Below are 14,200 nucleotides of genomic sequence, written 5' to 3' on the forward strand. Positions count from 1 at the left end.
CTTTGATTGTACCATTCTTTGATTGGTTTTCAAACCGATTATTCGCCTGTTAAACCACCAAAGAAGTTTTTCAGTCCATTTTTGGTATTATCCCAACCTTCTTTTATTTTACCGCCGATATCTTTGGCTCCCTCTGTGACTTGACCACCGATATCTTTGACACTATCTTTCCAAGCTTCGTTCGTTTCAGTAGATGGAACCTCTCCAGCCGGTTGTACTACGCCCCCTGTTGCATACGCATCAGCTACCGTAAATGGTGTTTGTGCAGTATACGGTAAAATCCCTTGGGTTTGGCTGCTGAAAACGGTAGACGCATGTGTCGCACTACTACCTTGCAAATAATGATTTTCGCTCGTTTGTTCAAATCCTAACCAAGTTGCGACAACAACATCTGGTGTGTAACCAACGACCCATTGATCATTTGTTTTATCTGTATCAAAATTGGTTTCTGTGGTTCCTGTTTTACCTGCCATCACATATCCTGCTGGATCAGCGTTGATCCCTGTTCCTGAACTAAATACACCTAAAAGCATACTTGTCATTTGTTCTGCAGTATCGTTTGTAATAATTTGCTTTGTTTTAGCCTTGGTATTATCTTCGATTACCGCTCCTGTAGAGTCAACGATTTTCGTAATCAAATGAGCTTCTGACTGAGAACCGCCAGTCGCAAATGGGCTGTATGCATTCGCCATCGTTAAAGGAGATACGCCTGTTTTCAAACCACCTAAAGCTAATCCATAATATTTATCTTCTTTGTCTAAAGGAATACCAAATTTTTCTGTTTTTTCAAACCCTTTATCTAGACCAATTTTATGCAGCGTCCAAACAGCTGGTAAATTCAAACTTTCACCTAACGCTTGGTACATCGGCACTTCCCCACTATTCGTACGGCTGTAGTTTTCAGCAGGGTAATAATCTTGCGGTTTGTCTTCTAAGATACTATTTGGTTTCATTCCTGATTCTAAGGCAGGTGTATAGACTGAAATTGGTTTTAAAGATGATCCTGGTGAACGTTTGGTTTGGGTCGCAAAGTTAAAACCACGATACACATGTTCGCCACGACCGCCAACTACACCTTGTACACCACCAGTTTTTGGATCAAGTGCAACAGAACCACTTTGAACCATTGCGCCATCTTCTGCATTTGGTGGAAATAATGCGTCATTAGCATACGTTTCTTCCATCGCTTTTTGATAGTTTTGATCTAATGCTGTGTATATTTTATACCCTTTGTTTAGTAGATCTTCTTCTTTTAGTCCATATTTATTTACGGCTTCATCAATGACCGCATCAAAATAGTAAGGATATCTGTAATCTGAATTTTGATCCGAATAATTGTCCGCCAAGATGCTTGCCATATCGACACCTGCTTGAGCATCTGCTTCTCCTTGAGATAATTTGCCATTATCTACCATTAATTGTAAGACCGTATTGCGGCGATTGACCGAATTTTCGATATAATCGAGCGGATTGTAGATACCTGGTCCTTTTAACATACCAACTAAAGTCGCTGCTTCACCAACCGATAACTCACTTGCACTGACTCCAAAGTATTTATGAGATGCATCTTCAATCCCCCAAACACCATTTCCAAAGTATGAATTATTCAAATACATTTCAAGAATTTGTTGTTTGTCATATTTTTTCTCGATTTCAATTGCTAGAAATAGCTCTCTTGCTTTACGCGTCATCGTTTGTTCTTGTGTAAGATAGGCATTTTTAGCTAGTTGTTGAGTAATCGTACTACCACCACCGCCTCCGCCAATCATACCAAGACTTACTTTTCCAACGACTGCCCGTAAAAGCCCTTTGATATCATATCCATGATGCGTCTCAAAATTTCGATCCTCGGTTGAAATCAATGCATCTTTAACATATGGAGAAATTTGGTCTATAGTCACAAAGGTTCCTTTTTGCCCAAACAGCTTGCCTGCTACCTCTCCATTTTTATCATAGATAACAGTTGATTCTTCCAGTCCTTTTTTCAATGACCCCACATTGGCTGACTTAGCTAATGTAAATAAATAGATACTCGTCACTAAAATAACGACCATACCTAGCAGTAAAATGATTTTATTGACTTGATATTTCTTCCAAATTCGTTTTCTCCAGTGATGAAAACGAACAAGATACGGTTTGATCCAAGCCCAAAAGCTCTGAAAACCGGATTTTATTTTTCCCATAATTGTTTTAAAGTCCATAGTGCTCCCTCTTTATATAAAAGTTTCTAAGCCATTTTAACATATATCGTAACTATTATTCATACGGCTTTAGCATGAATAATGCACATAAATTTTGTTTTGCTTATTTTACCATGCTTTTCTTTTATTTTTATGTAGAAAAGTTTAAGAATCCCTCAAGAAATCAATGGTAGTATAGAGTAAAATCGTGTTTTGAACGATAAATTCTTATTTTTCTTGAAAAAAATGCTGATTTAGCAATCCTTTGATCATAAAAAAAATCATATTTTCCCTTTATTATACAAGTATACCAACAAACAACCCTAACAAAACACTTTTTCATTTTCTAACTCCTTTTCGAGGTTGGGACAGAAGTGCTTAACTCCGAGAAATAAGAGGGAGTTGCTTCTGCTCCCACCGTTTAGCCTCATCTTTTTGTTCTGCGAAAATTTCCAGCTATAATTAGTTATAAAACTTCTTTTCAACTCATCTGTCAGAACATTTCAAGTTGCTATTATAGATTTTTTTATGGTACACTTCTCTTGGTATGTAACCGCTTTACAAAAAAATAGAGAAGGAGAATTCTTATGTTAAAAAAGCTTCCACTTTTACTTATTCCAGTTTTCTTTTTACTAAGTTTTAGTTTACTACCTGATCAGTCAAATGCAGCGCAAACAACGCCAGATCCGATCATGATGGCTTATTATCGCACATGGCGAGACGTTACGATGCCTCACAATGCAAATTCTACATTACCTGATCAAAATGTTACTGCGATGACAGATATTCCTGAAGGCGTAGATATTGTCTCAGTTTTCCATTATGTCAATCCTGGGACAAATCAACAAAAATTTTGGGATACATTAAAAGATACTTATGTTCCGACATTACATGCTAGAGGAACTCGTGTCATTCGGACGATTGATATTAGAGAAGTTTGGGCTGTCCCTCATACCGGCCAAACACCAACAGCTGCAGAATATGATAAATATGCACAACACTTGATCGATACTTATCTGACTCCATGGAACTTAGACGGACTGGATATTGATATGGAATCTAGTTTAACTGCTAAACAAGAGGAAATCGCTGCTGGTACATTCAAAGCATTATCTAAAAAATTAGGTCCAAATTCCAATACTGGGAAGTTGTTGATTTATGATACGAATAAAGATAATCATTCTTTATTTAAAAAAGTTGCTTCTTATGTTGACTATCTATTTATCCAAGCATACGGCCGGTCAGCTAGTTCTTTAGATAATACATGGAACACTTATAAAACTTCGATTACACCGCAACAAATTCTTCCTGGAGTCTCTTTCCCAGAAGAACAAGATCGTAATCGTTGGAATGATACTGTAGAACCTTATGAAACAAGTCGGGCATATTCTTATGCGAAATGGAATCCAAAAGATGGCCCAAAAGGCGGCATGTTCGTTTATGCGATCGATCGAGATGGCAAACAATTCGGGGATGATACGATCACAAAAACTGATTTTAGCTGGACCAACCGTTTAATCAATTCAATGAAAAACAACTAGTTAGTGAAATTTCGTGTAAAACTTAAACACTTCTTTAGAAAAGCTTTACAGTTTCGAATAAATTAGTACACAAAAAATTCATATTTGATTTGTATTATATATGTATACCAACAAACAACCCTAACAAAACACTTTTTCATTTTCAACTCCTTTCCCGTCCTTCCCCAAAGGACGGGTTCTTTGTGTCCTGTCACTACCCGTAGCAGCTCCGTTAGAACAAATGATGAACAATATTTAGCCAACATAGCGAGCGACGTTTCCTTTTCACAAATAACTGAAAGCTACAGTACAAAGTGACCATACATCTCAAAAAGCAAGCGAACTTCCTCCTCTATCACTTTAATTGTAGCTAACGACTTGAACTTATCCTTTCATTTGTTAAACTAAGATAGAATGCTATTGAAAAGGTGGAAAACAAATGGAAGTATCCATCCAGTTACCTAAGAATTTTGAAGAACAAACCGTCCGAGAATTACTCGAACAAGAATGGTTAGTTCCTCGTAAAGTACGTCACTTTTTAAGAACTCGAAAAAATGTTTTGATCAATGGAGAGCCTAATTTATTTCATTTTCCTGTGAAGAGTGGCGATATTGTTACGTTACAGTTTGAATCAGAAGATTATCCCACACCAGCGATTCTTTTAGGGGATGCTTCTACTATTGATGTATTATTTGAAGACGAACACTTGATTATTTTGAATAAACCAATTGGAATGAAAACTCACCCTAATCAACCCGATGAAAATGATACGTTACTTAACCATTTAGCTGCTTACCTAGCAGCTAAAGATCAAATTCCGTATGTGGTTCATCGATTAGATAAAGAGACAAGTGGTGCGATTTTATTTGCTAAAAATCCTTTTGTATTGCCGATTTTAGGTCGATTATTGGAGCGTAAAGAAATCTATCGACGCTATCAAGCGGTGGTTTCAGGTCATTTAAAAGAGTCTTTGTCCATTCGTAAAAAAATTGGACGTGATCGCCATGATCGCAGAAAACGAGTAATTGATGAACAGCGCGGAGATGTGGCTGTTACTCATGTTGATGTTGCGAATTATTTGAAAAAAACCAATAAAACAACTATATACTGCGTTTTAGAAACTGGGCGAACCCATCAGATCCGTGTTCATTTAGCAAGTATTGGCCATCCAATCGTTGGTGATCCGTTGTACCATTCAAAGCCTGTAGGGCGTTTGATGCTTCATGCCTATGAACTGCATCTGACTCATCCATTTACTGGAGAAACGATTGTGGCAATTGCTTCTCCAAGTCTATGGTAAGCTAAAAAAGCTAGGAGAGAACTTTTCTGTTCTTTCCTAGCTTTTATTATTTATTTACTACTTCATTTAATTTAGCTAAATCTAATTGTTTATACTCCTCAAAGAAATCAGATAAGACTTCTAAAACATTCTGATTCATGCCAGATCGATCATTTTCTACTTGTAAAACTAACAATGGCTCATGTAAACTCATCCGCAGTAAAAACCAACCTCTTCCATAATCTTCGTATACATTCACCCGAATTCCTTCATGATTTTCAGAATCAACTTTCATCCCTCTTTGACTCAAAACAAAACCACTTAAATCTCGAATTACTTGCTCACCATAATCGCGGACTTTTTCAGCTATAATTTCAAAGCGCAGCTCTTGAGTTTCTGTTGGTTGTTTTAATGAACTTATCAAGTCACCTAGAGTAGAGTTTTCTTTTTTTAATTTAGGCAATAACATTAGGATTTTGGCAATTACATAGGCACCGTCATCTAAATAGTAGTTTTCTTTAAAGGCTGCATGTCCGCTTGTTTCAATTGCTAATTGGGTGTCGATATCTTCTTCATTGAGCTCGATCATTTTATTGATCACATTACGATAACCAGAAATATAGCGCACTTGTTTGCCACCTTTTGACTCAATGAATTCTTTCAAGTGGCTTGACGTTGGTGAGTTCGTCACGATGCTACTACCTGGATATTCCGCCAAAACGATCGTTGCCAGGACAGCGATCAAATTATTTCGATTGATCACTTCACCAGATGCATCCACTACAGCCGAGCGATCCACATCCGTATCAAAAATCACTCCGAGATCGGCTTTATTTTTTAAGACAGCTTGTTGAATACTTGCCATGGCTTCTTTATTATCTGGATTTGGAATATGATTGGGGAACATGCCGTCAGGTTCTAAAAATTGCGAACCAGTGATGTCTACTCCAAGTTTTTCCAGGACTTTTTCAGCAAAGAAACCACCTGCGCCATTACCAGCATCTACTATAATATGAAACCCTTTTAGAGGCTTTTCTTCTGTTGTTTTCATACCTTTACGAATTTTATCCGTTAAGTCAGCGGAATAATCCTCTAAAATCGAGGTTTTGGTTACTGATCCTTTTGCTTTAATTGCTGGTCGTTCAGAGTGTTCTAAGATATACGCAATGTCCGCTTTTTCTGCACCACCAGATTTAGTGAATAATTTTAGTCCATTAAAATAATACGGCAAATGACTCGCTGTGATCATAATCGTTGCATCACAATCGTATTGAGGAAATTGAGTAGCCATAAACATTGCGGGCGTCGTAGCTAAACCAAAATCTAAAACTTCAACGTTTTGTTCCACGAAACTGTCGATCAATGCTTGTTTCAAGCTATCAGCTGAAATACGGCTATCATGACCGATACCGATTTTTAATTTTCCCGATTGATGTTTTTCCACTAAATTCTTTTCATCCCGAAGCCAATGAACCATTCCTACTGCAATTTTCCCGACTTGCGCTGGTGTTAAATTCGCTGTTTTCTCTTCATGCTCTACCGCTATTCCTCTTATGTCTGACCCATTTTGTAACGCTTTCAAATCCATGTAACCAAATCTCCCTTCATTTTTTGATTGGTTATGCTTAATCCATCATCGCTTCAAAACGTTCAACTACCGTTATTGCGTCATCTTCTGAACGAGCAATGATAATGATTGTATCAACTCCCGCGACTGTTCCCGCAATTTCTTCATAACTGACTTCATCTAAAAAATTCGTTACTACATCTGCTGCACCCATGTCTGTGCGGACGATCACCATAAATTGCACGCGTTCCATGCGAATCACTGAATCTTTCACGGATTCTTTTAGTTTTTCTTCACTGCTGGATGCTTGTTGTTGAGAGAATAACGCATATTTCACTCGACCATCTGAGCCGTGCGTTTTAACGATACTCATCTCACGAACGTCTCTTGAAACAGTTGCTTGGGTTGCTTTGACGCCAGATTCTTCAAGAAGTGCAATCAGGTCGTCTTGGGTTTCTATTTCATTTTCTGTGATCAATTGTTTGATCAACCGTTGTCGGTCTGTTTTTTTCATGTTTCCACTTCCTGTTTTGGTTATTTTCTTTATTATAGCGAAAGTTTAGGAAATTTGCATTTCTTTTTGGTAAAAATTACTTTATTCATAAAAAATCAGCGATTATCAGACAATCATTCCCCACTTTCACCTAAAAATATTTCTCAATATTCTACTTTTACAGAATTCACTTTTCGATTTGTAGGTTATCGTGGAAAATAAATTTCTTTTTGATTTCTGTACTCACTTGGAGACATCCCCATCTCTTTTTTAAAGACTTTACTAAAATAATTTCCCGTTGAAAAGCCAACTTTTTTTGCCACTTGGCCAATCTCCTCTTCTTCCCATAATAAAGAAAGAGATTGAATAATTCGTACTTGTTTTAAATAGTTTATGGGTGATGATTTGTAGGCTTCTTCAAACTGACGAATCAATGTATACTTTGACATCATGTATCTTTCAGATAGGAAATCTAAACTTATGTCTTCAAAATAATAAGTATCAATGTATTTTTTTACTGCCTGGATCCCCTCCGTTTTTTGTTGAATTTCGTTTTGGATTGCTTCTTTAATATCTAAAAAAAGAGCAAATGCCATTTTAGCATTTTGAATTGCACTCAACTCACGCTCTTTTAAATCAATGACTATACTTCTAAGTCTTTCAATCAAATCCGTTGATAATTCGATAATAGAAAGTGAGGTATCTAGCCATTGCGTCATTATCGCTGAAAATTCGATAAATAAAAAACGCCACTCCTCACCAAAATAGCGATAATTCCCAGGTATTTTTGCAAAAAAGGCTTTGTTTTTCGTTAGAGAAATTCTTCTTCCGCCTATTTCTAAGAAACCTTCCCCGGCTAATGTCACCTGTAAAACAATCAGCTGTTCTTTTCGAACACGAGCATCCCAATTATATGTACTACTGCCCTCACTTATCCCAACTCCACGAATGATCGGCAAATGTTGATCATCTGTATAATGGAATTGCCGAACAAAATTCCGCAATTTATTACCCTCCTTAAAATTATTTTGTCTTGTCTCTTCCTATTATACTCGATACTATGTACATAATAAACGAAAAGGAATGATTGATATGACGATTTATTTCGATGATTCACAAAACATTTTCCACCTAAGCAATAATAAAATAAGCTATATCATCGGCATTGAAAAAGAAAAATATCTTACCCATAGATATTTTGGCCCCTATTTAAACAATTACCATCAAGTCAATCAATTGCAGTATATCGATCGTGGTTTTGCCACGAATCCGATCAGTGAAGAACGAACATTTTCTTTAAACGCTTTGCCTCTTGAAACGAGTACACAAGGAAGTTTAGATTATCGGGTAAGTAATTATCAGTTTCGAAATTTAGATGGTTTTCGAATCACAGATTTTGTGTATGATCGCTTTGAAATTTTGCAAAGTAAATGTCCGTTGAAAGAATTACCTTCATTACGTGGGGAAACGCAGCAAACGTTAGAAATCTACCTTATCGATCCGATCCAATCTCTTGAGATGGTTCTTCGCTATACCATTTATGATGATCTTCCAGTCATAACACGCAGTGTTGAGTATCGAAATAATGGCTTACAGCCTATTTATTTAGAAAATGCTGGCTCCATGTTATTAGACTTGCCGCGGTCTGATTTTGATCTAATAACACTTAATGGTTCACACACAAATGAAGCAACGATTCATCGGCAGCCACTTCATCCAGGTAGCCAAAAAATAAGTTCGACCAGAGGGACGAGCAGTCCACAACATCATCCGTTTTTAGGACTTGCCGATCGCTATACAAATGAAGACCAAGGACAGGTTTACGGATTTCATTTCATTTACAGTGGAAATTTCGTTGCCCAAGCCGAAGTAGAACAATACGGCAGTACACGAATTCAGATAGGGATCAACCCAGAAACTTTTGAGTGGAAATTGATGCCTGAGTCTAGTTTCCAAACACCTGAAGTCGTGTTGAATTTTAGCAATCAGGGATTCAACGCCCTTTCTCAAACATTTCATAAACTGTACCAATCATATTTAATACCAGAATATTGGCAAGAACAGGAACGGCCAATTTTGCTTAATTCATGGGAAGGAAATTATTTTGATTTTACAGAAGAGGACTTAATTAGCCAAGCAAAACAGGCACGAGATTTAGGAATAGAGTTGTTTGTTTTAGATGATGGCTGGTTTGGGCAACGAGAAGATGATACCACCTCTTTGGGGGATTGGGTTGTCAATAAAACCAAACTACCTAATGGCATTGAACAGTTTGCAGATATTCTACATCAACAGAATATGAAATTTGGGTTGTGGTTTGAACCAGAAATGATTTCTGTGAAAAGTCGTTTATTTGAAGCACATCCTGAATGGAGTTTACAAGTCCCTGACTATCCTCAAACTCAAGGAAGACAACAGCTTGTCTTAAATTTAAGCTTACCTGAAGTCCAAGAGTATCTTATTCAGGTATTAAGCAATTATCTTTCTTCAAATAAAATCGATTATATAAAATGGGACATGAACCGACACTTAACTGAAGTTGGCAGCTTTATTTTACCGGATGATCAACAAAAAGAAGTGAGTCATCGGTATGTTTTAGGGTTGTATCATATTTTATCTGAGATCACAAAACAATTTCCACACGTATTATTTGAAAATTGTTCGAGCGGCGGAGGACGATTCGATCCGGGGATGGTCGCTTATATGCCTCAAACATGGGCAAGTGACAACACCGATGCGTTATGTCGGACGAAAATCCAATACGGATACAGCTATCTTTATCCACCTATCATGATGGGCGCGCATGTTTCAGATACCCCAAACCATCAACTAGGCCGAAATACACCCTTAGAAAGTCGCTTTCTAATTGCTATGAGTGGAAATTTCGGCTACGAACTAGCAATAGAAAAACAGTCTCCACAAGCATTAGCTGAAATAAAAGACCAAATTACATTTTATAAAAAACATCGGAGATTATTGCAATTTGGGCAATTCTACCGTATCAAAGAAATTGATTCAACGTATGCTACTGCATGGTTATTTAAAAATGAAACAGACGCTTTGCTTGTTTATTCCAATGGTCTTGCCAAGCCCGCTCAACCTATTCAATACTTAAAAACAAACTATTTAGACGAATCTGCACATTATAAAGACACGGAAACGGGAAACATATTCAGTGGTAGTGAATTAAATCATGCCGGAATACTAGTTCCAAGAATAAAAGGAGATTTCCAATGCTTTTATAAACATTGGACCGTTCTTGATTCATTAGCTAACTAGTTTCTATACTAATTTTTCAGAATCAAAACAGCCCAGAAAAATAAGATATTCTCTACAAAAATCGTTTTTCTACCCTTTGTAGAGGTCGTCTATTTTTCTGGGCTATATGCTTTTCTCTTTTGCTTACTTTAAATAGACTGCATATGCTTCATAAGCAAGTAGCTCATCTGTGATCTCTTTTTCATCATTATGGATGATCATTTCTTTTATTACTCCTATTTTTCCTAAAGCAAAATGTGCTGGTTGATCAGAGAAATTGACGACAACGAACACTCTTTCACCTTGATACTCGCGAATATAGGCTAAAACTGTTGCATCATTAGTTGGAATGCTTTCAAATGTTCCTTCTATAATAATCGGCATTTCTTTACGCAGCTGAATAAGTTTTTGATACGTATAAAATAAAGAGTTCGGATCATTTAAGGCCGTTTCTACATTGATTTCATTCGAGTTCCCTACTGGAAGCCATGGAATCCCCTTTGTGAAACCTGCTTGTTCAGAATCATCCCACTGCATCGGATGACGTGCGTTATCCCGCCCTTTTGCATTGATCGATGTTATAATTTCTTCTTCTGTGTAGCCCGAATTGATACGTTCATCATACATTCTGCGACTCTCGATATCATCAACCTCATCAATTGTTTTAATCGGGTAGTTGATCATGCCAATCTCTTCTCCCTGATAAATATAAGGTGTTCCTTGAAGGAAGTACAGATAGATAGCCAGCATTTTTCCACTAATCACTCGATACTTCTGATCCTCTCCCCAACGAGAGATGATTCGAGGTAAATCATGATTATTCCAGAACAGTGAGTTCCACCCTTTCCCCGCTAATTCCGTTTGCCACTTAGAAAACACTTGATGCAACTCTTTAGGATCTAATTTTTTGATATCCCATTTTCTTTTGCCTGCCTGCTTGTCTAAATTGATATGTTCAAACTGAAAAACCATTGATAGCTCTTCTCTGCTCTCATCGGAATAAAGCTGAGCGATTTCTGGTGTTGCCCCCCAGGTTTCACCGACTGTAACTAAATCATATTCTCCAAACGTATTTCGATTCATTTCTTGTAGTAGTTCATGTAGCTTTGGTCCGTTTTTAGTAATCAACTGATCAGGTTCTTTTCCAATCAAATCAATGACATCTAAGCGAAAGCCGCCAACCCCTTTTTCAATCCAATAATTCATCATACGATAAATTTCTTGACGCATCACAGGGTTTTCCCAATTTAAATCTGGCTGTTCTTTTGCATGTAAATGAAAATAATATTCCCCTAGTGCTGGAACAAAGGTCCACGCAGAACCACCAAAATTTGATTGAAGTTCATTCGGTTTTTCACTTTCATTTCCTTTTCTCCAGATATAAAAATCATGATACTCACTCGTAGGATTTTGAAGTGCTGACTGAAACCACGGATGTTCTGATGACGTATGATTTACGACCAGATCCATAATAATCTTGATTTTTCTTTTCTGTGCTTCAGCGATTAGATTATCCATATCTTCCATGGTGCCATATTCTGAGCCAATTGCTTCATAATCACTAATATCATAGCCATTATCTTCATTGGGCGATTGGTAAACAGGACTCAGCCAAATGGCCTCTATCCCTAAAAGGGACAGATAGTCCAAACGCTGAATGATCCCTTTTAAGTCCCCGATACCATCAGCATTTGTATCTTGAAAGCTACGTGGATAGATTTGGTAAATCGTTGCTTTTTTCCACCAATTAGTTTTCATAATGTGCACTTACTGCCAATAGAGCTTGGCCTCCATCCACTTTTGGTAGATCAATCGCTTCTACAGCAGCGTAGTCATCCGTATTTGTAATAATCATCATTACGGTGCTATCTAAACCAGCCTCTTTGATTTTCTCTAAATCAACTGTACCTAAAATATCACCTTTTTTTACTAATTCACCGTATTTTCTATTTGTTTCAAAACCTTCGCCTTTTAATTGAACTGTATCGATTCCGATATGGATCAATACCTCTGCGCCATTTGTTGTTCTAAGTCCATAGGCATGCTTTGAATCATAAACAACAGTCAATTCTCCATCAGCAGGTGCATAAATAATACCTTTTTCAGGAATCACTGCAATCCCTTTTCCCATCATTTCTTGTGCAAATACAGGATCATTTACTTTTTTCAAGGAAATAGGTGTACCACTTACAGGCGAAACCAATACTTCATCTTGGACAGCTGTCACACCTACTTCAGGATCTTCGTTGATTTCAACGGCAACTTCTCCAGCTGTTTCATCTTCGTCTACAAAAATGGCCATATGACGTTTTCCGTATACATAAGTTGTCACGAAGCCTACACAGATACTGATAACAATACCGATCATGAAATATGAAATCGATTTTGGTGCAATCGAAATAAATCCGATGACACTTGCTGGTCCCATCGCTACTGAAAGTACATGGAAAGCACCGATAAATAAACAGGCTACAGCTGACGCAATCATTCCACAAATAAATGGAAATTTAAGCTTTAAATTGACCCCGAAAATCGCTGGTTCAGTAATGCCTAGCATAGCAGAAATACTTGCTGATGTTGCTAAGCTTTTTTGCTTTTTATTTTTTGTTAATAACATGATCGCAAGCGTCGCTCCTCCTTGACCCACATTGGCCATAGAAGCGACTGGGAAAATAAATGATCCGCCAGTTCGTGCGACATCTGCTAACAGAGTCGTTTCAATAGCTGGGAAGCTTTGATGCAATCCAGTGATTACAATGGGTGAATAAAATAGACCGAACACTCCTAAGCCGACTGCTCCTGTTGTATCATACAACCAAACAAGCCCATTCGTCAGACCATCTGATACAATTCTCATCATTGGACCCACAACAATAAATGTTAAAAATCCAGTAATAATGATCGCCAGCATAGGTGTAAATGTAAAATCAAATGCATTGGGAATCCGTTTGTGGAAAAATTTTTCTAAAGACGCTAAAAGCCACGAAACCGCTAATACAGGCAATACGGAACCTTGATAGCCGGCTTGTGCAACATCCATTCCAAAAATATGCCAATACGGCATACTTCCATCTGCGATTGCATTTGCCACACCATAGCCATTAACTAAATCAGGCATAACCATCGCCATTGCCATTGCAGCCCCTAAATAAGGATTTCCACCAAAGCGCTTAGTAGCAGAAAAACCGACCAAGATCGGTAGGAAAGCAAATGGAGCAGACGCTAATAGATTGATGATACTCGCAAAGTCTTTTACATTCGGAAATAGTTCCACGACTGATTGAGGACCAAATAAATCCTGAGCAGTCAATACATTGTTTAAAGCCATTAATAATCCACCCGCAACTAATGCTGGGACAATCGGAACAAAAATATCAGATAATACCTTAATAAAGGCCATAATGGGATTATTTTTTTTACCATTCGATGCGACTGCTTTTAGGTCAGCTGTAGATGCTTCTTTAACATTGGTGATTTTTATAAGTTCATCGTATACATTATTTACATCTCCAGCACCGATGATAATTTGGAATTGGTCATTGGCTTCAAACGTTCCTTTCACAGCCTCATTATTATCTAAAGCTTTCTGATCCACTTTACTTGAATCCTTTAGAACGAGCCTTAGACGAGTTGCACAATGCGCGGCCGCTTGAATATTGTCTTCACCAAGTGCTTCGTTGATTTCCTTTGCTACTTTTTTGTAATCCATCTTCTTTCCCCCTAATTGTCATTTAAGCGCTACTGAAATAGAAGAAACTATTCTGTGTTTCAAAAAATGTAATCGCTTTTTCACCTACAAAGTATGCCATGATTTCAACCGATTGTCAAACGTATATCAATTTTAATCATAACCAAACAAATGAAAATAAAACTAAAACACCTGAATTGTCATACGTTTGACAT

9 protein-coding genes are annotated in these 14,200 nt (G+C 37.4%); 3 read left to right on the top strand and 6 right to left on the bottom strand.

What is annotated here, in order from left to right; all coding sequences use genetic code 11:
- Nucleotides 1-38 precede the first annotated feature (38 nt).
- Nucleotides 39-2,201, bottom strand: a complete 2,163-nt coding sequence (locus tag AC4BC4_RS14415; protein ID WP_438758048.1) for a PBP1A family penicillin-binding protein — start codon at nt 2,199-2,201, stop codon at nt 39-41.
- Between the two features lie 566 nt (nt 2,202-2,767).
- Between AC4BC4_RS14415 and AC4BC4_RS14420 the strand changes: the two genes are divergently transcribed.
- Nucleotides 2,768-3,721 carry an endo-beta-N-acetylglucosaminidase gene (locus AC4BC4_RS14420; protein WP_490476153.1) on the top strand — a complete coding sequence of 318 codons (954 nt, stop codon included), beginning with the start codon at nt 2,768-2,770 and terminating at the stop codon, nt 3,719-3,721.
- A 418-nt stretch (nt 3,722-4,139) separates the two neighbouring features.
- Nucleotides 4,140-5,000, top strand: a complete 861-nt coding sequence (locus AC4BC4_RS14425; RefSeq protein WP_490476154.1) for an RluA family pseudouridine synthase — start codon at nt 4,140-4,142, stop codon at nt 4,998-5,000.
- Nucleotides 5,001-5,046: 46 nt separating this feature from the next.
- Here AC4BC4_RS14425 and AC4BC4_RS14430 read toward each other — a convergent pair whose 3' ends face one another.
- From AC4BC4_RS14430 to AC4BC4_RS14440, 3 genes are all read right to left on the bottom strand, one after another.
- Nucleotides 5,047-6,567, bottom strand: coding sequence for a phosphohexomutase domain-containing protein (locus AC4BC4_RS14430; RefSeq protein ID WP_490476155.1), 1,521 nt, complete (start codon nt 6,565-6,567; stop codon nt 5,047-5,049).
- A gap of 37 nt (nt 6,568-6,604) precedes the next feature.
- Nucleotides 6,605-7,060 (bottom strand): arginine repressor, encoded by a 456-nt coding sequence (argR, locus tag AC4BC4_RS14435; RefSeq protein WP_490476156.1) that lies wholly within the window; start codon nt 7,058-7,060, stop codon nt 6,605-6,607.
- 185 nt (nt 7,061-7,245) lie between these two features.
- Nucleotides 7,246-8,043: a helix-turn-helix domain-containing protein gene (locus AC4BC4_RS14440; protein ID WP_490476157.1), complete on the bottom strand. Its 798-nt coding sequence runs from the start codon at nt 8,041-8,043 to the stop codon at nt 7,246-7,248.
- 88 nt (nt 8,044-8,131) lie between these two features.
- Here AC4BC4_RS14440 and AC4BC4_RS14445 point away from each other — a divergent pair, with 88 nt between their 5' ends.
- On the top strand, nt 8,132-10,318 hold the full coding sequence (locus AC4BC4_RS14445) for an alpha-galactosidase (protein ID WP_490476158.1): 2,187 nt from the start codon (nt 8,132-8,134) through the stop codon (nt 10,316-10,318).
- Nucleotides 10,319-10,441: 123 nt separating this feature from the next.
- Here the strand turns inward: AC4BC4_RS14445 and AC4BC4_RS14450 are convergent, their stop codons facing one another.
- Together AC4BC4_RS14450 and AC4BC4_RS14455 are read right to left on the bottom strand one after the other, a co-directional pair.
- On the bottom strand, nt 10,442-12,055 hold the full coding sequence (locus tag AC4BC4_RS14450) for a glycoside hydrolase family 13 protein (RefSeq protein ID WP_490476159.1): 1,614 nt from the start codon (nt 12,053-12,055) through the stop codon (nt 10,442-10,444).
- On the bottom strand, nt 12,045-14,006 hold the full coding sequence (locus AC4BC4_RS14455) for a sucrose-specific PTS transporter subunit IIBC (protein WP_490476160.1): 1,962 nt from the start codon (nt 14,004-14,006) through the stop codon (nt 12,045-12,047). The genes AC4BC4_RS14450 and AC4BC4_RS14455 overlap by 11 nt, the downstream gene beginning before the upstream one ends.
- Between the last annotated feature and the right edge of the window lie 194 nt (nt 14,007-14,200).

The organism is Enterococcus sp. AMC1086 (genome assembly GCF_058216575.1).